General features: G+C 32.4%; 24 protein-coding genes. 19 read left to right on the top strand and 5 right to left on the bottom strand.

Going from position 1 to position 23,250, the window contains the following annotated elements:
• Positions 1–14: 14 nt before the first annotated feature.
• Positions 15–1,541 (bottom strand): PTS mannitol transporter subunit IIBC, encoded by a 1,527-nt coding sequence (locus KA900_RS11405; protein WP_103373039.1) that lies wholly within the window; start codon positions 1,539–1,541, stop codon positions 15–17.
• Between the two features lie 655 nt (positions 1,542–2,196).
• Here KA900_RS11405 and glmS point away from each other — a divergent pair.
• The 5 genes from glmS (at position 2,197) to KA900_RS11385 (ending at position 6,348) form a co-directional block, all read left to right on the top strand.
• Positions 2,197–4,002 (top strand): glutamine--fructose-6-phosphate transaminase (isomerizing), encoded by a 1,806-nt coding sequence (glmS, locus tag KA900_RS11400; RefSeq protein WP_115342018.1) that lies wholly within the window; start codon positions 2,197–2,199, stop codon positions 4,000–4,002.
• A gap of 256 nt (positions 4,003–4,258) precedes the next feature.
• Entirely contained in the window at positions 4,259–4,399 is a 141-nt protein-coding gene (locus KA900_RS14900) for a DUF2200 family protein (RefSeq protein WP_250644972.1), read from the top strand.
• Between the two features lie 77 nt (positions 4,400–4,476).
• On the top strand, positions 4,477–4,614 hold the full coding sequence (locus KA900_RS14895) for a DUF2200 family protein (RefSeq protein ID WP_336877802.1): 138 nt from the start codon (positions 4,477–4,479) through the stop codon (positions 4,612–4,614).
• Positions 4,615–4,645: 31 nt separating this feature from the next.
• Entirely contained in the window at positions 4,646–5,446 is an 801-nt protein-coding gene (locus tag KA900_RS11390) for an ABC transporter ATP-binding protein (RefSeq protein WP_096808740.1), read from the top strand.
• Between the two features lie 50 nt (positions 5,447–5,496).
• Entirely contained in the window at positions 5,497–6,348 is an 852-nt protein-coding gene (locus tag KA900_RS11385) for an HAD family hydrolase (protein WP_119488225.1), read from the top strand.
• A gap of 96 nt (positions 6,349–6,444) precedes the next feature.
• Here the strand turns inward: KA900_RS11385 and KA900_RS11380 are convergent, their stop codons facing one another.
• Entirely contained in the window at positions 6,445–7,533 is a 1,089-nt protein-coding gene (locus tag KA900_RS11380; RefSeq protein WP_108909225.1) for a hypothetical protein, read from the bottom strand.
• Positions 7,534–7,664: 131 nt separating this feature from the next.
• Between KA900_RS11380 and KA900_RS11375 the strand changes: the two genes are divergently transcribed.
• Positions 7,665–8,396: a metallophosphoesterase family protein gene (locus KA900_RS11375; protein ID WP_096808743.1), complete on the top strand. Its 732-nt coding sequence runs from the start codon at positions 7,665–7,667 to the stop codon at positions 8,394–8,396.
• A gap of 141 nt (positions 8,397–8,537) precedes the next feature.
• Here KA900_RS11375 and czrB read toward each other — a convergent pair whose 3' ends face one another.
• Together czrB and KA900_RS11365 are read right to left on the bottom strand one after the other, a co-directional pair.
• Positions 8,538–9,488 (bottom strand): cation diffusion facilitator family transporter, encoded by a 951-nt coding sequence (czrB, locus tag KA900_RS11370; protein WP_207573039.1) that lies wholly within the window; start codon positions 9,486–9,488, stop codon positions 8,538–8,540.
• 17 nt (positions 9,489–9,505) lie between these two features.
• Positions 9,506–9,769 carry an ArsR/SmtB family transcription factor gene (locus tag KA900_RS11365; protein WP_174221777.1) on the bottom strand — a complete coding sequence of 88 codons (264 nt, stop codon included), beginning with the start codon at positions 9,767–9,769 and terminating at the stop codon, positions 9,506–9,508.
• A gap of 187 nt (positions 9,770–9,956) precedes the next feature.
• Here KA900_RS11365 and KA900_RS11360 point away from each other — a divergent pair, with 187 nt between their 5' ends.
• From KA900_RS11360 to KA900_RS11320, 9 genes are all read left to right on the top strand, one after another.
• Positions 9,957–10,616: an SDR family oxidoreductase gene (locus KA900_RS11360; RefSeq protein ID WP_096808746.1), complete on the top strand. Its 660-nt coding sequence runs from the start codon at positions 9,957–9,959 to the stop codon at positions 10,614–10,616.
• Between the two features lie 329 nt (positions 10,617–10,945).
• Positions 10,946–11,644, top strand: coding sequence for a FadR/GntR family transcriptional regulator (locus KA900_RS11355; RefSeq protein WP_096808747.1), 699 nt, complete (start codon positions 10,946–10,948; stop codon positions 11,642–11,644).
• A 556-nt stretch (positions 11,645–12,200) separates the two neighbouring features.
• The gene (locus tag KA900_RS11350) at positions 12,201–13,139 is read left to right on the top strand and encodes a type I phosphomannose isomerase catalytic subunit (RefSeq protein ID WP_210139644.1); all 939 of its coding nucleotides are present in this window, start codon (positions 12,201–12,203) and stop codon (positions 13,137–13,139) included.
• 23 nt (positions 13,140–13,162) lie between these two features.
• The gene (locus KA900_RS11345) at positions 13,163–13,393 is read left to right on the top strand and encodes a hypothetical protein (protein WP_096808749.1); all 231 of its coding nucleotides are present in this window, start codon (positions 13,163–13,165) and stop codon (positions 13,391–13,393) included.
• Positions 13,394–13,601: 208 nt separating this feature from the next.
• Positions 13,602–14,582, top strand: a complete 981-nt coding sequence (locus KA900_RS11340; protein ID WP_096808750.1) for a YeiH family protein — start codon at positions 13,602–13,604, stop codon at positions 14,580–14,582.
• Between the two features lie 71 nt (positions 14,583–14,653).
• Complete coding sequence (locus tag KA900_RS11335) at positions 14,654–16,024, top strand: EVE domain-containing protein (protein WP_096808751.1); 1,371 nt, start codon at positions 14,654–14,656, stop codon at positions 16,022–16,024.
• Positions 16,025–16,369: 345 nt separating this feature from the next.
• A complete protein-coding gene (locus KA900_RS11330) occupies positions 16,370–16,753 on the top strand; it encodes a thiol-disulfide oxidoreductase DCC family protein (protein WP_207573040.1) in 384 nt (127 codons plus the stop codon).
• A 19-nt stretch (positions 16,754–16,772) separates the two neighbouring features.
• Complete coding sequence (rbsK, locus tag KA900_RS11325; protein WP_096808753.1) at positions 16,773–17,636, top strand: ribokinase; 864 nt, start codon at positions 16,773–16,775, stop codon at positions 17,634–17,636.
• Between the two features lie 181 nt (positions 17,637–17,817).
• Positions 17,818–18,267, top strand: coding sequence for a Dps family protein (locus KA900_RS11320; RefSeq protein WP_096808754.1), 450 nt, complete (start codon positions 17,818–17,820; stop codon positions 18,265–18,267).
• 410 nt (positions 18,268–18,677) lie between these two features.
• Here KA900_RS11320 and deoD read toward each other — a convergent pair whose 3' ends face one another.
• Positions 18,678–19,388: a purine-nucleoside phosphorylase gene (deoD, locus tag KA900_RS11315; RefSeq protein WP_103373233.1), complete on the bottom strand. Its 711-nt coding sequence runs from the start codon at positions 19,386–19,388 to the stop codon at positions 18,678–18,680.
• Positions 19,389–19,569: 181 nt separating this feature from the next.
• On the opposite strand from deoD, the gene deoC reads away from it, so the two are divergent.
• The 4 genes from deoC (at position 19,570) to KA900_RS11295 (ending at position 23,146) form a co-directional block, all read left to right on the top strand.
• The gene (gene deoC / locus KA900_RS11310; protein ID WP_096808756.1) at positions 19,570–20,232 is read left to right on the top strand and encodes a deoxyribose-phosphate aldolase; all 663 of its coding nucleotides are present in this window, start codon (positions 19,570–19,572) and stop codon (positions 20,230–20,232) included.
• 63 nt (positions 20,233–20,295) lie between these two features.
• Positions 20,296–21,597 carry a pyrimidine-nucleoside phosphorylase gene (locus KA900_RS11305; RefSeq protein WP_103372838.1) on the top strand — a complete coding sequence of 434 codons (1,302 nt, stop codon included), beginning with the start codon at positions 20,296–20,298 and terminating at the stop codon, positions 21,595–21,597.
• An 11-nt stretch (positions 21,598–21,608) separates the two neighbouring features.
• Entirely contained in the window at positions 21,609–22,796 is a 1,188-nt protein-coding gene (gene deoB, locus KA900_RS11300) for a phosphopentomutase (RefSeq protein ID WP_096808758.1), read from the top strand.
• On the top strand, positions 22,793–23,146 hold the full coding sequence (locus KA900_RS11295) for a DoxX family protein (RefSeq protein WP_096808759.1): 354 nt from the start codon (positions 22,793–22,795) through the stop codon (positions 23,144–23,146). The genes deoB and KA900_RS11295 overlap by 4 nt, the downstream gene beginning before the upstream one ends.
• The last annotated feature ends 104 nt before the right edge of the window (positions 23,147–23,250 follow it).

Genomic DNA, 23,250 nt, shown 5'->3' with positions numbered 1-23,250 from the left:
CTTATAGTGAGTAATTAGTTATCTTCTTTTTTTAGGTTTTCTAATAATTCATCATATCTCGGTGAATTTAAGAAATTTTCAACTGAAATATGAATTGCGCTTGGAACTTGTTTAATCGCTCTGTCAGTTAATTTTTTCTGAGTAATGACAAGTTGGGCGTCGCTAGGTAATTGATTAATAGCAGTGTTAGTAACATCTACATCTTGTACACCAGCTTTTTTAAATTTATTACGTAACATACTTGCACCCATCGCACTAGATCCCATACCTGCATCACAAGCAAAGATAACGTGGTTTACTTTACTATAATCATGTGCATCTACATTTTCAGTATCATAATTATCTAGTAAATCATCTTCTGATTGGGCTTCGTCATTTTCTGTAGTGCTTGTAGTGGCAGTTGTGCTTTCTTCATTATTCCCTGTTAACTTAGAAGATACACTTGATTTTTTACCTTTTGATGCTTCCATTTTCTCTGTTGCTGTTTCTATATCTTCAGTTTCTTTTGTGAATTTCAATATGATAGATGAAACTATAAATGAAACAATCGCAGCAAGCGCTACACCAATAATCATGTGTAAGAATTCACCTTTAGGGGCATTGAGCATGTAAACTATAAATGAGCCTGGAGATGCTGGACTCTTGAACCCAAAGTCTACTAATGAATAAGTTGCTACACCAGTCATACCACCTAAGATTACAGCGATAAATAACAATGGTCTCATTAATACATAAGGGAAGTAAATTTCATGAATACCACCTAAGAAATGAATAATACCTGCGCCATATGAAGTTGCTTTGGCTGTTCCTTTACCAAATATCATATAAGCAACTAATACACCTAAACCAGGGCCAGGATTTGATTCAATTGTATATAAAATAGATTGGCCTGCAGAAGCTGCTTGGTCTGCACCAAGTGGTGTGAATACACCATGGTTAATTGCATTATTTAAGAAAACGATTTTTGCAGGTTCTACGATAATACTTACTAATGGAAGTAGATGCGCATGTACTAACGCTTCAACAGCTACTGATAAAATGTGCATGATAAATTCCATGATTGGTGCTAGTACTTTAAAACCAACGATTGTCATAATGAAGCCTAAAATACCAGCTGAAAAGTTATTGAATAACATTTCAAAACCTTGTGGGGTTCTTGGTTGAATAAATTCATCTGTTTTCTTCATTAACCAACCAACGAGTGGGCCCATAATCATTGCGCCAAGTAACATCGGCGTATCAGGTAATGCTACAATCACACCCATTGTTGCTACAGCTGCGATAATACCGCCACGCATTTCGTGAATTAAACGCCCACCACTATAGGCAATTAATAGAGGTATTAAATAAGTGATCATCGGGCCAGCTAATTCACTTAAATCTTTATTTGGCCACCAACCGCCATCAATAAAGATTGCAGCGATAAAGCCCCATGCGATAAATGCACCAATATTTGGCATAATCATACTACTTAAAAATGAACCAAAAGCTTGAACTTTACGGCCTATACCCTTTTTGTCTTGAGTATCTGTTTGTGACATAATTTGCACCTCTTTTTCTCTTTATTTGTAAGTACATTGTAGGTCTATTTTCATAAATAAACAACAAATAGTAATTTCAAATTTGGCACAGTGTGTTTGACAAGTTTATGACTATTAAATGGTGCAAATATATGGAAGGTTTTGGATTTTAAAGACGTTCGTTAATCATTAAAAAATAGAATTTAACTTGTATATTTATAAAAAATTTGCATTTAGGCTTAAATACATTGTACAATTAATAATATTGAAGAAAGGAGGATAGTTTCGAGTAACTTAATCAAAGCGCCTGTGCAAGTGAAGCGGTTAAATGTTGAATATTTAAGGTTTAAAACAGAAATCTTAATAGACGTGAGATTGAAGCTTGTAGACGAGGAGGATAGTTATCGAACCATCGGCGGATGCTATCCCGGATGTGGCTCATTCGTAAACTTATTAAGGAAAACATTAGGGCGACCTAGTGCACAAAGTTAATAAGATAGCCAAATTTAATAAAAATTAAAATTATAAGGTGGATGGGATTTCTGTGCCTATTTTGTTATTCCTTGTTATTGAACAAATAAAAGGAATTTATTTGAATTGGCCTATTTTATATTGAACAGGTTCCTATACGCCGAACGTTCAATACCCGTCACCATTACATTGGAGGAATATGTATATGTGTGGAATTGTTGGATATATAGGGCATGATAATGCCAAAGAATTATTGTTGAAAGGTTTAGAAAAGTTAGAATATAGAGGTTATGACTCTGCAGGTATCGCCGTTGTTAATGATGAAGGTACAAATGTATTTAAATCAAAAGGGCGCATTGCAGAACTTAGAAAAGTTGCAGACAGTGAAGATATTGATGGCAACGTAGGTATTGGTCATACACGTTGGGCAACACATGGTGTACCCAATTATGAAAATTCACACCCTCACCAATCTGCGACCAACCGATTTACTTTAGTGCATAATGGTGTGATTGAAAATTACGAAGAATTAAGTGATGCGTACTTATCAAATGTTACATTCTTATCTGAAACGGATACAGAAATTATCGTTCAATTAGTTGAATACTTCTCAGATAAAGGTCTTTCTACAGAAGCTGCATTTACCAAAGTCGTATCTTTATTAGAGGGCTCTTACGCATTAGGCTTAATTGATAGTCAAGATAGAGATACTATGTATGTGGCTAAAAACAAATCACCACTATTAATTGGTGTAGGTGATGGTTTTAATGTTATTGCTTCAGATGCGCTTGCAATGTTACAAGTCACAAATCAATATAAAGAAATTCATGATCATGAAATTGTTATTGTAAAACGAGACGAAGTGGTTATTAAAGACCAAGAGGGTAACATTCAAAATAGAGAAGCATATACTGCACAAATTGATGCTGCAGATGCTGAAAAAGGTGTCTATGATCATTACATGTTAAAAGAAATTCATGAGCAACCAGCAGTAATGCGCCGTATTATTCAAGAATATCAAGATGATGAAGGTAATCTGAAAATGGATGCAGATATTACAAGAGATGTGGCTAATGCAGATAGAATTTATATTATTGCTGCTGGCACAAGTTATCATGCAGGATTGGTCGGTAAAGAATATTTAGAAAAATGGGCTGGCGTACCCACAGAAGTACATGTAGCTTCAGAGTTTATATATAATATGCCGCTACTTTCAGAAAAACCATTATTTATTTATATTTCACAATCAGGTGAAACAGCTGATAGCCGTGCTGTTTTAGTAGAAACTAAAAAACTAGGTCATAAATCATTAACAATTACAAATGTTCCAGGTTCTACATTATCACGTGAAGCGGATCATACGTTACTGTTACATGCAGGACCTGAAATTGCTGTTGCATCTACAAAAGCTTATACAGCACAAATTGCAGTGCTTTCAATCTTGTCACAAATTGTAGCTAAAGAACATGGTAGAGAAGCTGACGTAGCGCTATTACGTGAACTTGCAAAAGTGACTACGGCGATTGAAACAATCGTAGATGATGCAGATGTTATGGAACAAATTGCGACAGATTTCTTAGAAACAACTAGAAACGCATTCTTTATTGGTCGTACAATAGATTATAATGTTAGTTTAGAAGGCGCATTAAAATTAAAAGAAATTTCTTACATTCAAGCAGAAGGGTTTGCAGGCGGAGAGTTAAAACACGGTACAATAGCATTAATCGAAGAAGGCACGCCAGTGATCGCCTTAGCAACACAAGAAAATGTTAATCCTTCTATTCGTGGTAATGTAAAAGAAGTTGCAGCGCGAGGCGCAAATCCATGTATTATTTCAATGGATGGATTGAATAAAGATGGAGATACTTATGTCATCCCTCATGTACATGAACTATTAACACCGTTAGTAGCTGTTGTTGCAATGCAGTTAATTTCTTATTATGCAGCTTTACACAGAGATTTAGATGTGGATAAACCACGTAATTTAGCTAAATCTGTCACAGTTGAATAAATGCTGAATCTTTTACTAGTTTGCTAATAGAGATGAAATCTAAGAAGTTCAACTATTGGCAATTTATTATGAAAAGATAACTTCTGAATAAATTATGGAGTATAATATAAGACAGGAATAAAATCGAATGATGATTTTATTCCTGCTTTTTTAATACATAAAATTTTATTATTATTAACAGAATTTTATGAAAATAACCTTGTTTATTTATGTTAAAATATAGTTTACTATGAGCAATTAAAGAAAAGCGCATTTAATGACTAAACCTAATATTTATAATATGAAATTTGGAAAAGTTTATCCTCATTTAGTTAGAAAAGCTAAGAAAAAAGGTAGAACGCAAGATGGAGTAAATGAAATTATACATTGGATGACTGGTTACACCAAGCGCAATTAAATGCTCTAATTGAAGATGGTATGACATATGAAATATTTATTAAACGAGCACTTTAGTTAAACTCTGACAGAACTAAAATGCGTGGCGTCGTTTGTAGGATAAGTGTTGAACTTATGGAAAATTCGATAATGAAAGCAATCAGGCGTTTAAATACAATAATCGATGAATTAACCAAAGGAAAAACACTAACAAAGCTATTTAGAGTGAACGAATAATAATTTAAAGTTTTAAAAGGGGAATTTATTTATGCTTATTGATTTGAAACATATTGCAAGAAGAAAACAGGGAAATGAAATTATCAAAGACGTTAGTTGGCAAATAAATGAAGGAGAAAAATGGATGCTTTATGGGTTAAATGGCGCAGGCAAGACAACACTATTAAATATTTTAAATGCATATGAGCCTAATACCTCTGGAGAGATGACATTATTCGGTATGAAACCAGGTAAAAAAGGATATTCTGCAGATAATGTGCGTAACCAAATTGGATTCGTATCCAATAGTTTAATGGATCGCTTTCAAGATGGAGAAATTGTCTTAGATGTTGTAATCAGTGGTATATTTAAATCTATTGGTGTATTCCAAGAGGTGCCACAGCAATATGAAAATACGGCAAAGCAGTATTTAAAACAAATGGGGATGTCTCACTTTGAAAATCAATATTATGGATATCTTTCTACTGGAGAACGTCAAAAAGTTTTGATAGCAAGAGCATTGATGGGGGACCCTAAGTTATTAATTTTAGATGAGCCGGCTTCTGGTTTAGATTTTATTGCTAGAGAAGATTTATTAAGTGCATTGACACAATTATATAGACAAAATCCTCAATTAGCTGTTATTTATGTTACACATTTTGTAGAAGAAATTACTAAAGATATAGATTACGGATTTTTATTAAAAAATGGCAAAACTTTTAAACAAGGGTCAATTACTGAAATACTCAATAGTCATACATTAAGTTCTTTTTTTAAAAGAAATGTTAACATAACGTATCATGATGAACGCTATGCATTATTTTTAAATGAAGAGAAGATTGCAGAAAAATAGATTACATGCCATAATTTAAGACGATAATACTTGATGGAGGACTTGTTTAAATGGATAATGTGAAAGCAATATTTTTAGATATGGATGGCACAATTTTACATAAAGATAATCGTGTAGATTCTGAAACAGCAGAGATTATTCAAACGTTAAGAGATTGTGGGTATAAAGTATTTTTAGCGACTGGTAGGGCACATGATGAAATTGGTTATCTTGTACCTAAAGGGTTTGCAGTAGATGGCATTATAAGTTCTAACGGTACTTTTGGTGTTGTGCAAAATGAAATAATATTTAAGCATAGCTTATCTTTTGAAACAGTAAATGAAATTGTGAAAAGGGCGAAAGAACAAGAGATTTATTATGAAGTTTTTCCATTTGGCCGTGACCGAATTATTCTTAATGAAGACAAAGCGTGGGCAGAAGCTTTATTTGCTCAACCAACACCGCCAGGAAACGTGGGATATAGCGAATGGACTTCAAGAAGAGCTTCTATAGTAGAAAAAGTTGATTGGGAGTCTACTATTCCTCATACATCATTTTCAAAAATTTATTTATTCTCACCAGATTATGACAAGATTACACAATTTCGTAATCAATTAATGGAAGATCAATCATCGCTTCAAATAAGTGTATCGAATTCTTCTCGCTTTAATGCAGAAACGATGGCTTTTGGTATTGATAAAGGTACTGGAATTAAAGAAATGATAGACCATTTTGATATAAAACAAGAAGAGACACTAGTGATAGGCGATAGTGACAATGATAGAGCTATGTTTGCATTTGGTAATTACACTGTTGCAATGAAGAATGCAAGACCAGAAATACAAGTTTTAGCTGATGATGTCACTTCACTTACTAATGAAGAAAACGGGGCAGCATTATACTTAAAAACACATTTCTTATAGAATATAAGTGTTATATAGTTCAACATAATACGAAAACGAGAAACGGGTCAGAAATCCCAATTATTTAATGGTTTCTGACCCGTTTCTTTATTTTAATTAGTCATTTTTCTTATCAATTTGATCTTTTACATCTGAAGATTTTTCTTTAGCTGTATCTTGAATATTGTCTGATGTACGCTCGATATTTGACTTAGTTTTTTCAGTTGTGTTGTTTACACTATTTGTAACTTTATCTGTTTGATTAGATTGCTCTGAAGTTTTAGCTTTAGTTATTTCTGATTTATCTATCTTTTCACCATTTTTATTATAGTATTGTATAATTGCTAATAAGTTTGTGTAGTATACAAATAATCTTATAATAATTACAATTACAGATACGATATAAATAATTGTCATAGCTACCGTTTGTGAGATGCTGCCAGTACTTATTGAAATTAACTGACTAACTGGATTTGCTAAAATAATAACAATTAAATTTAATAGTAAAATACCTAGATAGAATTTAAACCATGTTTTATTACCATTTTTAATTGCTTTAAAGCCACGTTTAACTGTTGACCAAGCACCAACGCTAGGATTTTTAACAAAAGATAAAGTGTAATTAATAATTAAGATTGCAAAGAACCAATATACAAATGATAATATAAATATTTGTAATGTAGCAGCGATAATTTGGAATGTTAACGACCATCCAAGCGCATGATCGGAACTGCTTAACGGCCCTTGTAATGCTGTAAATAATTGCACAATGCCTAACTGTAGTAGTTTACCGATTAAAATATTAAGTATTAATATAATAATAATAAATAGCAATGTGATTAAAGATAATTTTAATGATTTAGCATATTTGCCTTTTTTAAAAATTGAAAATAAATCTTTAAATTTAACCTTGTCTTTATTAATTGCATTGTCTATAGTGTATATAGTTCCAGCAATAAGTTGATAACCAACAAATATAAAAACAACTAATGGAATCAATAACGATAATACCAATGTGAATATTGCACTTCCAATAGGTTGTTGCATAGCCATTGACATTAGAAATTTATAGATTGCTGGTTGTACTGGTATAAACGTTAGCACAGTCAAAGCAAACAATATGATAAAACTTACAATTGTAAAAAGTAAAATTTTAGCATTTTGCGGTTTTGCATTTTGTAACGCTAGTTTATGAAATTTAAACAAATTTTAAGCACTCCTTTTTAGTGATAAGAATACGATATCAAAAAATTGAAGATTTTAAAATTAATAGGTAACAAAATGGCTATAAAATGTTAAAATATCCAAATGAGAAAATGTTGAAAGGAGATATCATCATGAAATTTGCAATTCTTACTGATGTACATGGCAATTTTGATGCTTTAGACACAGTGTTGGATGATATTGATAGTAGAAAAGATATTAAAAAAATATATAATTTAGGCGATAATATCGGTGTCGGTCATGAAACGAATAAAGTACTTGATGAAATATTTGAAAGAGATGATATGGAAATCATTGCAGGCAATCATGATGAAGCGGTTATGTCAATTGTAAATGATACGCCTTACCCTGAAGACTTAAAAGATAAGTTTTATGAACATCACCAATGGATTGAAAGCCATTTAGATGAAGATTATTATGACAAATTAAACGCATTGCCCCGTGTGATTGAAAAGACGCTAAATAATAAAAAAGTAATGTTTATACATTATGAAATTCCAAATGACAAATTAGATACACCAATCGATGGACAACCTTTTAGTCCTATTGTAGAACCGACCGAAGAAAATATTAAATCACTTTTCGAGGATAAAGACGCAGATTTAATTGTTTTTGGTCATAATCATACAGTTCATTTGTTTGATGACAAATCAAAAGTGTATTTTAATCCTGGATCTGTAGGTTTAAATAATGGCGCTTACGCTGTATATGGTATTGTTACTATTGATGAAAATGAAATTTCCTTTGAACGTGTGAAAATACCTTATGATAACGAAGAGTTTTTAAGAGGTTTTAAAGAAAAACAAGTACCAGCTAAAGAACTCATATTTGATAAATTTTTATAACTAACAACATATTAGATAATAATCATATTTATAGTATTGCATTGAATAGAAAAAAGTGACTAGATTTAAAAAGCTTGATATAAGCATATAAATCTAGTCACTTTTTTAATATGAAGTGGATATTTAAGCGTTTAGCAATAATTATTTTTCTGCATAAACTGCTGAACATAATGTATCATCATCATGTTTATGATGCGGCGTTTCAAATTGAATGGTCATATGTTGGATATTGAGATGTTCTAATCGATGTTCGAGCCGATTTAAAAGCTGTTCTCCTTCTTCAATGGTCATGTCGTTTGGCACTACAGCGTGACAACTTAACGCGTTCATCTCATTTGATATGGTCCAAATGTGACAATCATGTACATTTACTATTTGTGGTTCGTTTGTAATAGTATTAATGGTTTCATTCATATTTACATCGCTTGGTGTACCTTCCATTAAAATATTGATAGAAGATTTCGTTATACCCCAACTGCTTTTTATAATAAGTAGAGACACAATAATACTTGCAATAGGGTCAGCAATCGTCCAGTTAAAGAACCAAATAAGAATAGCTGCTGCAATCGCACCGACAGAGCCTAATAAATCGCCAATAACATGGAGAAAAGCACCGCGCATATTTATATTATGATGCGTGTCGCCTCCTTTAAACATTAAAGTAGCAACAACAATATTAACAATTAAGCCAATAGTACTAATAATAAGCATGTCGGCTGATTTGACTGTCATTGGGTTAAAGAAACGATCCACCGCTTCAAAGATAATAAAGATACCAATAACAAATAAAGTTACGCCATTAAATAAGGCTGCTAAAATTTCAAAACGTTTATACCCAAACGTTTTATTTTTGGTAGCATGCTTCTCGGCATAGATAAAAGCAAGTAAAGCTACGCCTAATGAGATTGTATCACTAAACATGTGTAAACCATCAGATAATAAAGCTAAACTATTAGCTACAAAGCCGCCAATGATTTCGACAATCATAAAAATGCCTATAATGAGAAAGCTGATGAGCAATATTTTTTTATTATTGGTGTGTACATGGCCATGTGTATGATTGTGTGAGTGATTATGTTCAGATTGAGACATATATGACATCACCTTTCTTATAATTTGTGGTTAGCATGATGAATTGCTTGTTTTAATAAGGTGGTTACATGTGTATCATCAATTGCATATATCATCGATTGACCATCCCGATTTGATTTTACTAAGTGGGCTTGTTTTAATATACGTAATTGATGAGAGACATTGGACTGACTCATGTTCAAAGTATGTGCGATATGACCGACACTACTTGAACTTTGTGATAATAAATGCATGATGCGTATACGGTTTGTTTCACTTAAGGCTTTAAATATATCAGTCATGTGATTTAAAGTTTCTGTATTGATAGATGATTCCAAGAAATGCACCCCTTTTATATGAATATATTAATATATATTCATATCTTAATATGGTTCTTTGCTAGTGTCAATAGATAATGCATTTTAGTTTTAAACACCTACAAAAGTGGTAGACTTTTAAGTAATCGAATTTTTAGAGGAGGTTTAAAGTATGAGTATTTTAGTTATTGGAGCAAATGGTGGCGTTGGTCATTATTTAATAGAGCAATTAAAGGCTGAAGGTGAAGATTTTACAGCTGGTGTAAGAAAAGAAGCACAAGTAGAGCAATTAAAAGAAAAAAATATTAACGCAACGTTAATAGATGTTGAAAAAGATGATGTCCAATCTCTCACTGAAAAATTTAAAGGCTACAACCGAATAGTTTTTTCTGTAGGTTCAGGTGGTAGTACAGGTGCAGATAAAACAATTATTGTAGATTTAGATGGTGCTGTGAAAGCGATTAAAGCGAGCGAAGCGAATAAAGCGCAACAATTTGTTATGGTGTCAACGTATGATTCAAGAAGAGAAGCGTTTGATTCAAGCGGCGATTTGAAGCCATATACAATTGCAAAACATTATGCAGATGAATATTTAAAACAGGCAACGATACCATATACAATTATTCATCCTGGTGGCTTACTAGACGATGACGGGACAAATAAAATTGAAGTAGGCGCCTTTTTTGAAGGCAGAGGCACTATTCCAAGAGAAGATGTTGCTTCAGTGTTGAAAGAAGTTGTGACTACTGACGATTATTTAAATACTGAATTCCAAATTGTTAGTGGTGAAAAAGATATTCCACAAGCCTTAACTGATTTTAAAAATAAATAATAGTAGTTATTTTTAACCATAAGATTGGAAATATAATGTCTTAGTCTTAAGTATAGTATTGATATTGGTTAACTGAAATGAAACTACATTTATATTAAACTTTTAAAGGACTTGTCTCTTGTATACATTGTTTTTGAGTTAGTAATTCTTATATAAAGACTTTGTGCCAAGGGTTATATTTCGAATCATATTTTCCAGGGCGGGATAATGAAATCATTTAAAATCAAATGATTTCTGTCTCGTCTTTATTTTATTTAAAATATCTATAACTTTTAATAAATTTTATTGAGAAAATTTGGTATAATAATAGATATCGTTTGGAGGTAACTATGAAGATTTCAAACAGTAAAATTTATGAGCAAGTTGCAGATAATTTATTGGAGAGCATCAAAACAGGTGACTATCAAGTCGGCGATAAAATACCATCTATACAAAAACTAAGTCAACATTATGGTGTAAGCGTGGCATCGGTGAGAGAAGCACTGAATGCATTGAGAACAATAGGTGTATTAGAAATTAAACAAGGTTATGGTACGTTTGTAAAACAAGTAGAACCAACGTTTTTTGAATTAGGAGATAAATTTACGTCGTTAGTTCAAATAAAAGAATTATTAGAATTAAGAGAAATTGTTGAAGGTGCAACAGTTAAAATGGCTGCTTGTCACCATACTGAAGAGGACTTGGTTGAATTAAAAACTGCTTTAAATGAAATGGGTGAAGCTATAACTGACGGAACATCAGGTGAAAGAGCTGATTTAGAGTTTCATTTGGCGATTGCAAAAGCAGCCAATAATTCTTTGTTAGTAGAGTTATTAAATAATATTTCAGAACTAATGCAAGATTCTATGAAAGAAACAAGGAAAATATTTATTTATAGTAAACAAAAGACTATGAATAAATTACTAGAAGAACATGTGGTTATTTATAATGCAATTGCTGACCGAGACGATGAACAAGCAGTGAAAGCAATGCAGTCACACTTATTCGAAGTTAAAGAAACGATATTAGCTAACTTTAAAGAAAAGTAGGCTGGGATCATCTAACGTTTGTAGTTGTCGAGCATTTTAACGCTTTCCATCAATTTGAATTTTACTGCACTAGTTGTTTAAATTTGAGAAACATAAAAAAGCCCAAACTAAAAAAGTTTGGGCTTTTATTGCAAATTTTTATTTTGAAAAAGGAATCAACTTTTCCAAATAATCATAATTCATTACCTTATATGTAAAAGAATCAGAGTCAATGATTAACTCTAACCATATTATAATGTCAAATATGATTAGATGGCAAGTATTTATTCGAAAAAATTTATAACAATTATATAATTTTATTGTTAAATTTATGAGAATGTAATTGAACAGCATTAATTAAACTACCACTCCATTTAAAGAATTGATATAATAATTAATGATTTGAATATAACAAAACGTTGGAGTGACAGTTTATAATGCGTCAACATATATGATACAATTTCAATAGTTCTTTGAATCAAGATTAAATTCTAATAGTAAATGATACGGTATATATTTATTTCAAAAATAAATTTTAAATTAAAATTTATGATAAGAAAGTTTGGAGGTGTGATGGATGCCGTTATTTTTAAAGCCAGTATTACATGAAAAAATATGGGGCGGCACTAAGTTAAAAGAACTAGGTTACGATTTGCCTACTAATAATATTGGAGAAGCTTGGGGAATTTCAGCACACCCAAATGGCAGATGTGAAGTAATGAATGGACCTTATAAAGGACAGACACTAGACAAAGTTTGGCATGACCATAGAGAATTATTTGGTCATTTTCCAAGCCAAGAATTTCCACTGATGACGAAAATTATAGATGCCAAAGAAGCTTTATCAATACACGTTCATCCAGACGATGCATATGCTTATGAACATGAAAACGGTCAATACGGTAAATCAGAATGTTGGTATATTATAGATGCTGAAGAAGGAGCGGAAATAATATATGGTACGAATGCGGATTCTAAAAAAAACGCTATGGCACAAATAGATGACGAAAATTATGACCAGTTATTTAATAGAGTAAAAGTGCAACCAGGTGAATTTTATTTTATACCTGCAGGGACGATTCATTCAATTGGCGCTGGCGTACTTGTGTATGAAACGATGCAATCTTCAGATGTTACATACCGTGTCTACGATTTTGATAGAGAAAAAGAAACAAATGACAGGCGAAGTTTAAATCAAGAGAAAGCTAAAGCGGTGGTAGAGGTTACTCAAGAAAATATTAATATAGCAACTGATACAGAAATTATTGAAAATCATAAGCGTATCCAACTGGTATCGAATGATTTTTTTACAATGGTTAAGTGGGAAATTTCAGGCACATTAAATTATATGAAACCTAGAGAATTTGTATTAGTATCAATCCTAAAAGGAGCAGGGCAAGTAATCATTGATGGCGATGTTTATAATGTAACACAAGGTCAGAATTTCATTTTAACTTCAGATGATTTAGATACTATTTTTGAAGGCGATTATGAACTAATTATTAGTTATTTATAGATAATAAAACGGAGTGTTTCAAAATGTATAAATATTTATATGTATCATTAATATGCGGTATGTTAGCTGGTGCAGGTATATTTTTAAAATTACCTATTTTTCCTTCATTATTTTTACCAGTTATGATTGGTATCATCGGTATCATTGCTGCGTTAATAACGATACCTAACAAAGAGATAAATGGATTATTAAAATTCGGTGGTGTTTTAATCAATTTCATGCCGATTATGGGTGCGTTAACGCTCGCACAATAATTAATAAATTTAGTATCTTTACTTTTAGTAAAAGGTACTTTTTTTATGGGCAAGCTTTGATAAACGAATTAAGTATATATTAAAAATACAAGAATATAGATGTGTGTTTGAGGATTAAATCTACTAAAACCACTTTAAAATAGTAAGGATTTTTCTTTAGTGTTAAAATATTTGTGGTAAAATAGAACTTAAATTGGAGGTGGCCTAAATGCCGAAAACTAGAGGTATAATCATGACTTTTGTAATTGCACTCGTTGCAACAATTATGGGAAGTAAGTTTCCTGTAGTGGGAAGTGCAATATTTGCTATTGTCATCGGGATCCTTTTAAATAATATTTTTGAAATACCTAAAAAGTATCAGGCTGGAATCCAATTTAGCAGTAAAAAAATATTGCATTATAGCATTATTGTGCTTGGGTTTACATTAAGCTTTAAATCGATAGGCGCTATTGGTTGGAAATCATTACCAATTATTATTATTACTTTATTAGCTGCATTTATTGTAGTGTATCTTTTAATGAAAGTATTTAAAATAAATGAAAATTTAAGTATTCTCATTGGCGTAGGCACATCTATTTGTGGTGGTTCTGCTATTGCAGCAACAAGCCCAGTCATTAAAGCTAAAGAAAATGAAGTAGCATTTGCTATTTCAACAATATTCTTATTTAATTTAATAGCAGTTTTTGTATTTCCACCACTCGGTCATTTATTAAATATGGGAGAAACTGCATTTGGCTATTTTGGTGGCACAGCCATAAATGATACATCCAGTGTGATAGCTGCAACATCAAACTATGGAAGCACGGCATTGGAAACGGGTGCAATCGTAAAATTAACACGTACGTTAATGATCGTACCAGTAGTATTATTTTTTACATATAGAACAATCCGTAAAGAAAAATCAAAACAAACTGATACATCAATTACGAAGATATTTCCATGGTTCATTGTTTGGTTTATTGCTGCTTCTATAATTAGTACAATTTTTAATTTTTCGCCTACTGTTATTAATATATTCCAGCAATTATCATTATTCTTAATTACGATGGCAATGGCAGGCATAGGTTTGAGTGTTAATTTTAGACAATTTAGAAAAGCCGGCGCAAAACCAATTTTATTAGGTTTAGTGACATGGATAGTTGTAATTGTAACAAGTTTAATATCAATGAAATTGGTTCATTTATTATAATAATTGTTTGAGAGCATTTTTTTGAATATAATGAGAAAATAGAATTTTTATATGAGATAAGGAGTATCTAAATGGCAGAGGAAACAAGTTATTTTTGGTTAAATTGCGGGTATAATCGCTGGAATCATAACGAACCCTTAGTTGGTCAAACGACATTATTTGAATCAGGTGCACAATTTAATCCGTCACAGGGTTTCCGGTCTTTTAAACAAGCTAAAGTTGGAGATAAAGTTATATTTTACCAAGTACAAATGGATACAGGCTTACTTGGATTTGGGGAGATCACTAGTGTACAGTCAGGCGCTCAAAATAAAATACGCGTTCATTTCGAATTATTGGAACAGTTGAAGCCTTTAACTACTGATTATTTAAAAAGAAGTGAACAGTTAGAGTTTCGAATAAGCAATATGAAAGAAAAATTATTTAACCAAATCACGCAAAATGAATTTGAATTAATTGTGAGTTTAGGAAAAGGTGAAACTAAAATTCCTAGGTACTTCTTTATGTCAGAAGAACATGAGTTTGAGCCTAATTCATACAATACGATTTACACACACACATATAACGGAATCAAACGAAACGGTTATCATTTTTATACCCAACTAGAAATTGGTGACCTATTAGTCTTTTATAATAAACATAGAGATCAATCAGTGATTGGTATTGGAGAAGTGAGTCAACACATTCATGAAAAATCGCCAATCCCTGGGCGTACAAATAGTACTGCTATTGAAGTTTATTTTGAAAAAGAAATCGAGCCTGTAACATTAAGTACATTAAATAAACATCCTAAATTAAAGAATTTATATTATTTACAAGAAAATGCCAAACAAGCGATTGCTAGTATGTCTCGTGCTCAGTTTGAAGCTATACTTGAAATGAGCGAAAATGATGGGATGAAATCACAGTTTGAAGCAGTTAAAAGTGACTACATTATTGATAAATCTGAAGATGATATCAAGCCATTCATACTTTTAGTTGTTGATAAAGGTGAAGGATTAAAAGCTGCAGAAAACTTATTACAAAAGACAAATGCCAACCCAGTGATTACAGCTGGACACCCTGATTTTACAGAAGACATGCTTTATGGTAAATACTTACCAAACGAAGCGGGAGCATTATATTATAGAGAAGGTTTTATTACAAGTCTCATGCCTAGGAATGATAAAAGTTACTTAGTCATAGATAATTTTAACCGTATCGACCCTGATATCTTTCAAACGTTTATTAACGTATTAGAAGGTTATGAGATGACCTTACCAAGATACAATCGAGATGGAAGTATGATTAAATGGTCTAGAAAAAGAGACTCATTTTATCATTTTAATCCTAATTGGCATATTGTTGGCATCACATACGACAGTTTAAACGAAATAAAACAAAAGTACACAGAACAGTTTTTAAAATATACAAGAATCGTTAAAGTAAACCAAGATTCATAACGCGCCCAGACTGTTAATAAAAAATGTTGAAAATATAACATATGCTGAGATTAGCTATGACGAAATCTATGATGATAGATTTTCTCGTAGCTAATTTTTAGTTATAGAGAGAAGTAAGTCAAGCGGTCTCTCGGATGCTTTCTACTTATTAAGTTAACAAACGCGTTTTAAAAAATGGGTGTCCTAGACCTTTTCATTTAGCTTCATTAGCCGCTGACAATATATAAGAGATATGGGTATAATATATTTAATGATTTATTTTTATCAATTTAGGATATAATAGAAATGTAAATGCATAAAGTTGAATCTTGAATTAAGATAGACAGTAATAAAGGAGAGATATATATGCCAATAATTTATTATGATGGCAACTGTGTGTATTGTTACAATTATGCAATTTGGCTTATCCAAAAAGGTTTGTCTAGACGTTACCAATTCGCCAAACTACAAGGTGATACAGCACAAGGTATGTTTTATAATTATCCAGAAACTAAAGAACACGATAGTGTTATTTTGCAAGAAGGAGATCATTTCAAATATAAATCAGATGCAATTGCTTCATTGATTTCATCTTTGACAAGTTATAAATGGTTGGGTGTTCTATTATATTTAACACCTAAATTTTTAAGAGATTTTGGTTATCAACTTTTTGCAGATAATAGAAATAGAATGTGGAAAACACATTGGCATAAGCCTAGTGATTATGAAAAATCATTTTTTATTGACTGAATAGATGGAGGAAAAGAACATGGGGAACATAATTGTGATTGGTAGCGCATCAATTGATTTAGTAGTAGAAACGGATATTTTACCTAATACAGGAGAAACAGTAATGGGTAAATCATTTTTTACAACACCAGGTGGGAAAGGCGCTAACCAAGCAGTCGCTGCTGCACGTTTAAGCAATAATGTGTATATGATTGGAGCAGTAGGTGATGATGACAACGGCACACAAATCCTTTCGAATCTTGAAAAAAATAATGTGAATATTGATTATATGGATAAAATTGAAAGTGAAGCATCTGGAACTGCGCATATCACATTATTTGATGATGACAACCGTATTATTGTAGTGCCGGCAGCAAATGATTATGTAACGCCTGAAAAAGTAATACCAAAACTTAAATATTTTGAAGCTGGCGATATCATTTTGATGCAACATGAAATACCAAAAGAAACAATAAATGAAGTAGTAGACTTTGCAGTAAATCACGATATGCGGGTGATGTTAAACCCTGCGCCATATCGTCGTTTAGATCAAGAAGTAATTGAAAAAGTTAACTGGCTGACACCGAATGAATCAGAAAGTGAATTATTATTTAAAAACGAGGTTGACCGGGCATTAATGGCTTATCCTAGAAAACTTATTGTAACAAAAGGAGCTACAGGTGCTGTGTTTTATAGTGATTCTCAACAACTAGTTAAGGGTTACAAAAAAGAAGTTATTGATACTACAGGTGCTGGTGATACATTTAATGGTGCATTAGCTGTAGCACTAATTGAAAATAAGCCATTAGAAGAAGCGGTTAATTTCGCTAATTTAGCAGCTGCTTTTTCTGTTACAGGATTAGGTGCTCAAAGTGCGATGCCATACAGAAAAGAATTGGATTAAATATTGTGTGTATGGGTATAATAGTAGTGGATAATTAAGTGATAGATTAAATTATAATAATTATAAAGAAGGTTCTAAAATAGCTTTACAGATTATAACTATTATAATATAATAATTATTATAATAAAGAAATTGAGTATCGCTTAATTATAATCATAACTTAAAAGGAGAGATTTTTAATATGTCAAAAAATAATGAAGAAGTTGTAAAAGTATTAAACCAACAAGTAGCAAACTGGACTGTTGCATTTACCAAATTACACAATTTTCATTGGTACGTAAAAGGACCAAATTTCTTCTCATTACACACAAAATTTGAAGAATTGTATGATGAAGCAAGTCAATATATAGATGATTTAGCTGAACGTATTTTAGCGGTTAATGGTAACCCAGTAGCGACTTTAAAAGAAAGTTTAGAATTATCAATTATCGAAGAAGCTGGAAAAGACTACACAGCTGAACAAATGGTTGAAGAATTATCTAATGACTTTGACAATATTTCAAAACAATTAGTAAATGCAATTGAAGTTGCTTCTGATGCTGAAGATGATGTAACAGAAGATATGTTCATCGGTATGCAAACAGATATTGATAAACATAACTGGATGTTAAAATCTTATTTAGGAAAATAAACAATTACAGTGAAATGATTGATAAAAAGGTGAGGCCGAAACATTATATAATGTTTCGGCCTCACCTTTGGTATGAACGATAGATGATTACAATAATAGGGAGATGTATCAAATTTTGATTTTGGAGTTATAATTTTTAGGAAAAGTGATGGTAAGAGACGAAGACTTCCGTCTCATTTTTTAAAATATTTGATACGACTTCAGTGTTGTTCCTAATTTTTAAAGCAAAAAGCCAAAGTCAAGTTTCTTTGACTTTGGCTTTTTGGTTCCTCAATTTTGAAATAGCTCATTTTAAGATTTAAATCGCAGTCTGTGCTTATTTACATCTTAATTGTGGCGTATTTGTCATGGATTGATTACTTGTTATTACAATAACCAAACTTAAGTCATCCATATAGGATATCAATGATTTACTCAGCGATTTCTAACGCAATTTCCATCATTTGTGTAAATGAGTTTTGGCGCTCTTCAGCTGTTGTTGCTTCATCACGTAAAATATGGTCACTTACAGTAAAGATACCTAAAGCTTTTTTATTAGCGTAAGTAGCATTTAAGTAAAGTGCAGCAGATTCCATTTCGATGCCTAAGATACCCATGCGTTGCCATTTTTCATTAAATGTTGAGTCTGCATTGTAAAATGTATCTGAGGAAAGGATATTACCAACATGCGTATTAGCGCCAATTTCATCTGCTTTTTGTTTCGCTTTTAAAATTAAGTCGAAATCAGCCAAAGGTGCAAAGTGGCCAGGAATATTATATTGTTCAACATAGCTAGAGTTTGTAGATGCCCCTTGAGCAATGATAACGTCATATAAGTTTACATTTTCTTGTAATGCGCCACATGATCCAATACGGATAATCGTTTCAACATCGAAGAAATTATAGAGTTCATACGAATAAATACCAATACTTGGGACGCCCATGCCAGATCCCATCACAGAAACTGTTTTACCTTTGTAAGTGCCTGTGTAGCCAAACATATTTCTAACTTCATTAAATTGTTCAACGTTTTCTAAGTAATTATCTGCGATATATTTTGCGCGTAATGGATCTCCGGGCATTAAAACAGTTTTAGCAATTTTTGCTCCGTTAGGTTGAATGTGTGGTGTAGATTTTGTCATAGTCTTCTTCTCCTTTAAATTCTTTTATCAAAATAAAGATAACATTTGTTTATTATTTTTGCGAATTTTTGTAATATAGAGATAAAGCCCATGTTGTGATTTTATTAAATTTATTTGAATATATTATAATTTTAAAGAATAAAAGTAATTTCATACATATAATATTTTAGGAGGAATTAGAATGAATTATGCAAAATATATAGATCATACACTACTAAAGCCGGAGTCTACAAGAACTCAAATTGATAAAATACTTGATGAAGCGAGCGAATATCACTTTAAATCAGTATGTATTAACCCGACTCATGTAAAATATGCTGCTGATAAATTGAAGGGCACTGACGTTTTAGTATGTACAGTAATTGGCTTCCCGTTAGGCGCATCAACAACAGCTGTAAAAGTATTTGAAGTTGAAGATGCTATTAAAAACGGTGCATCAGAAATAGATATGGTTATCAATATCGGCGCTTTAAAAGATGGGCGTTATGAAGTAGTTCAAAAAGATATTGAAGGTGTAGTGGCAGCAGCAAATGGCAAAACGGTAAAAGTGATCATTGAGACATGTCTTCTAACTGATGAAGAGAAAGTAAAAGCTTGTGAGTTAAGTCAAGCTGCAGGCGCAGATTTCGTCAAAACTTCAACTGGATTTGCTGGCGGCGGCGCAACACCTGAAGATGTGAAATTAATGAAAGATACTGTAGGTAATGCATTAGAAGTTAAAGCATCTGGCGGGGTAAGAAACTTAGAAGATTTTAATAAAATGATTGAAGCTGGAGCAACGCGTATTGGTGCAAGTGCAGGGATTCAAATTATTCAAGGTTTAGAAAGTGATACTGATTATTAAAGTTATCTAAACTATAAAATAGACACAGTATAATTTGTGTTTTTTTGGGGGAGGCCAACTCATATGAGAATGGTAGATATTATTGAAAAAAAACGTGATGGTCAAGCATTAGATAAAGACGAAATTGAATTTTTTATTAATGGTTATACCAACGGTGAGATTCCAGACTATCAAGCGTCGAGTTTAGCAATGGCAATTTATTTCCAAGATATGAATGATGATGAGAGAGCGGCACTTACAATGGCAATGGTCAACTCAGGTGACGTTATTGATTTATCAGCGATTAATGGTATGAAAGTAGATAAACATTCAACAGGTGGCGTAGGTGACACAACAACACTCGTATTAGCACCATTAGTTGCTTCTGTTGGTGTGCCAGTAGCTAAGATGAGTGGTAGAGGCTTAGGCCACACCGGGGGCACAATTGATAAATTAGAATCTGTAAAAGGATTTCACGTTGAAATTAGTGAAGATAAATTTGTGAAATTAGTAAATGAATCTAAAGTAGCTGTTATTGGACAAACTGGTAATTTAACGCCAGCTGATAAGAAACTTTATGGATTACGTGATGTTACTGGAACTGTTAATTCAATTCCACTAATTGCTTCTTCAATTATGAGTAAAAAAATAGCTGCTGGAGCAGACGCCATCGTATTAGATGTTAAGACAGGCAATGGCGCTTTTATGAAAACATTAGAAGATGCTGAGGCATTAGCCCGAGCAATGGTGAATATTGGCAATAATGTTGGTAGAAACACGATGGCCATTATCTCAGATATGGGACAACCATTAGGTAACGCCATTGGAAATGCTTTAGAAGTCAAAGAAGCCATTGAAACTTTACAAGGTAAAGGGCCAAAAGACCTTACAGAATTAGTGATGACATTAGGCTCACAAATGGTCGTTGTAGGTGGTAAAGCTAAGGATTTAGATGAAGCTCGCCTACTATTAGAAAAGGCAATCAATGACGGTTCAGCTTTAGAGGCTTTCCGTACATTTTTAGAAAATCAAGATGGAGATGGTTCAGTAGTCGACGATGTTAATCGATTACCACAAGCACGTTTCCAAATTGATTTACCATCGCAAAAATCAGGTACTGTAACTGAAATTATTGCAAATGAAATTGGCGTTGCATCGATGATGTTAGGCGCCGGTAGACAAACAAAAGAAGATGATATCGATTTAAGCGTTGGTATCGTCTTGAATAAAAAAGTAGGAGATTTTGTTAGTGAAGGTGAATCTTTATTAACGATTCACAGTAACTGTGAACAAATTGATGAAGTTAAAGCAAAATTAAATCAAAGTATTACGATAAGTTCACATGGAGAAATTCCTACGTTGATTCATAAAATAATTACTGAATAGGAGATGGAACGATGACTATACCATTTAAAAGGGTGCATTTAATTGTCATGGATTCAGTGGGTATAGGAGAAGGCCCAGATGCTAAAGCATTTGACGATGAAGGCAGCCACACGTTGAAACATACGCTCGAAGGTTTTGGCCAAACGCTACCTAATTTACAGCGATTAGGGTTAGGTAATATTGCACCCTTACCTGTTATTGAACAGGTAGCTAAACCTGGTGCGTTTTATACTAAGATGAGTGAAGCTTCCGTTGGTAAGGACACTATGACCGGTCATTGGGAAATTATGGGATTAAATATTATGCAACCCTTTAAAGTTTATCCTAATGGTTTTCCAAATGAACTAATCAACGAAATTGAAACAATGACAGGTCGTAAAGTAGTAGCTAATAGACCTGCTTCAGGTACACAAATTATTGATGAGTGGGGAGAGCACCAAATGAAGACGGGTGATTTAATTGTTTATACATCAGCAGACCCAGTGCTTCAAATTGCTGCTCACGAAGATATTATCCCACTAGAAGAATTATATGATATTTGTGAGAAAATTAGAGAATTGACAAAAGACCCTAAATATCTAATTGGTCGAATTATTGCTCGTCCATATGTTGGCGAGCCGGGTGATTTCACAAGAACATCTAATCGACATGATTATGCTTTAAAGCCATTCGGTAAAACGGTAATGAATGAATTAAAAGACAAGGATTATGATGTGATTGCTTTAGGAAAAATTAATGATATTTACGATGGAGAAGGCGTAACTGAAGCCATTCGTACTAAAGATAATATGGATGGTATGGATAAATTGGTTGAAACGGTACAACGAGATTTTACAGGCTTAAGTTTCTTGAATTTAGTAGATTTTGATGCGTTATATGGTCACCGTCGTGATAAAGATGGGTACGCGCAAGCTATTAAAGATTTTGATGATCGTTTGCCAGAACTTATCGATCATCTGCAAGAAGATGATTTAGTTATCATTACTGCAGATCATGGTAATGACCCAACAGCTACAGGAACAGACCATACAAGAGAATATATTCCAGTACTTATGTTTAGCCCTAAAATAACGAAATATCATGAACTATCTATGGATGATACATTCAGTTCAATTGGCGCGACAATTGCAGATAATTTTGGCGTTAAACTGCCAGAATTCGGAAGAAGTTATTTAAAAGAAATGGGTGTTGATAAATGAAACGTTTAATGAGAACCATTTTAGGTATAATATTTAGTACTGCTGGCGTATTACATTTTTGTCATGAGTCTAATTTCAGAAAGATCGTACCTGAATATTTACCATTTAGAAAATCTGCAGTCTTAATAACAGGTGTTTTTGAAATTGTTTTTGGCATAGTATTAATAGTTAAACAACCTACACGTGGCTTTAAGAAACTTATTAATAGCTTTTTATTAGCAGTACTGCCTGCTAACATTTATATGGCTAGAAAAAATATAGCGCTAGGTGATAAACAATTACCTACATGGTTATTATATAGTCGCGTCCCGCTACAATTTGTATTAATAAAAATGATTAATAAATTATAAAAAAGATAGAAATAATTACGTAGAATAACCATTTTGCTTTAGTTATCTATTACAAATAAAAAAGAAAGGCTAAGATATCATACTGAACTGACCCCAATTTGTGG

The organism is Staphylococcus sp. GDY8P120P (assembly GCF_017892065.1).
In the GTDB taxonomy this organism is placed as follows: Bacteria; Bacillota; Bacilli; order Staphylococcales; family Staphylococcaceae; genus Staphylococcus; species Staphylococcus nepalensis.
This window is presented reverse-complemented; position numbering and strand designations above follow the sequence as displayed.

Excerpts from the sequence above, each read along its gene's own strand:
- KA900_RS11405 (WP_103373039.1), bottom strand. The coding sequence starts at position 1,541 with ATGTCACAAACAGATACTCAAGACAAAAAGGGTATAGGCCGTAAAGTT.
- glmS (WP_115342018.1), top strand. The coding sequence starts at position 2,197 with ATGTGTGGAATTGTTGGATATATAGGGCATGATAATGCCAAAGAATTA.
- KA900_RS14900 (WP_250644972.1), top strand. The coding sequence starts at position 4,259 with ATGACTAAACCTAATATTTATAATATGAAATTTGGAAAAGTTTATCCT.
- KA900_RS14895 (WP_336877802.1), top strand. The coding sequence starts at position 4,477 with ATGCGTGGCGTCGTTTGTAGGATAAGTGTTGAACTTATGGAAAATTCG.
- KA900_RS11390 (WP_096808740.1), top strand. The coding sequence starts at position 4,646 with ATGCTTATTGATTTGAAACATATTGCAAGAAGAAAACAGGGAAATGAA.
- KA900_RS11385 (WP_119488225.1), top strand. The coding sequence starts at position 5,497 with ATGGATAATGTGAAAGCAATATTTTTAGATATGGATGGCACAATTTTA.
- KA900_RS11375 (WP_096808743.1), top strand. The coding sequence starts at position 7,665 with ATGAAATTTGCAATTCTTACTGATGTACATGGCAATTTTGATGCTTTA.
- czrB (WP_207573039.1), bottom strand. The coding sequence starts at position 9,488 with ATGTCTCAATCTGAACATAATCACTCACACAATCATACACATGGCCAT.
- KA900_RS11365 (WP_174221777.1), bottom strand. The coding sequence starts at position 9,769 with ATGACTGATATATTTAAAGCCTTAAGTGAAACAAACCGTATACGCATC.
- KA900_RS11360 (WP_096808746.1), top strand. The coding sequence starts at position 9,957 with ATGAGTATTTTAGTTATTGGAGCAAATGGTGGCGTTGGTCATTATTTA.
- KA900_RS11355 (WP_096808747.1), top strand. The coding sequence starts at position 10,946 with ATGAAGATTTCAAACAGTAAAATTTATGAGCAAGTTGCAGATAATTTA.
- KA900_RS11350 (WP_210139644.1), top strand. The coding sequence starts at position 12,201 with ATGCCGTTATTTTTAAAGCCAGTATTACATGAAAAAATATGGGGCGGC.
- KA900_RS11345 (WP_096808749.1), top strand. The coding sequence starts at position 13,163 with ATGTATAAATATTTATATGTATCATTAATATGCGGTATGTTAGCTGGT.
- KA900_RS11340 (WP_096808750.1), top strand. The coding sequence starts at position 13,602 with ATGCCGAAAACTAGAGGTATAATCATGACTTTTGTAATTGCACTCGTT.
- KA900_RS11335 (WP_096808751.1), top strand. The coding sequence starts at position 14,654 with ATGGCAGAGGAAACAAGTTATTTTTGGTTAAATTGCGGGTATAATCGC.
- KA900_RS11330 (WP_207573040.1), top strand. The coding sequence starts at position 16,370 with ATGCCAATAATTTATTATGATGGCAACTGTGTGTATTGTTACAATTAT.
- rbsK (WP_096808753.1), top strand. The coding sequence starts at position 16,773 with ATGGGGAACATAATTGTGATTGGTAGCGCATCAATTGATTTAGTAGTA.
- KA900_RS11320 (WP_096808754.1), top strand. The coding sequence starts at position 17,818 with ATGTCAAAAAATAATGAAGAAGTTGTAAAAGTATTAAACCAACAAGTA.
- deoD (WP_103373233.1), bottom strand. The coding sequence starts at position 19,388 with ATGACAAAATCTACACCACACATTCAACCTAACGGAGCAAAAATTGCT.
- deoC (WP_096808756.1), top strand. The coding sequence starts at position 19,570 with ATGAATTATGCAAAATATATAGATCATACACTACTAAAGCCGGAGTCT.
- KA900_RS11305 (WP_103372838.1), top strand. The coding sequence starts at position 20,296 with ATGAGAATGGTAGATATTATTGAAAAAAAACGTGATGGTCAAGCATTA.
- deoB (WP_096808758.1), top strand. The coding sequence starts at position 21,609 with ATGACTATACCATTTAAAAGGGTGCATTTAATTGTCATGGATTCAGTG.
- KA900_RS11295 (WP_096808759.1), top strand. The coding sequence starts at position 22,793 with ATGAAACGTTTAATGAGAACCATTTTAGGTATAATATTTAGTACTGCT.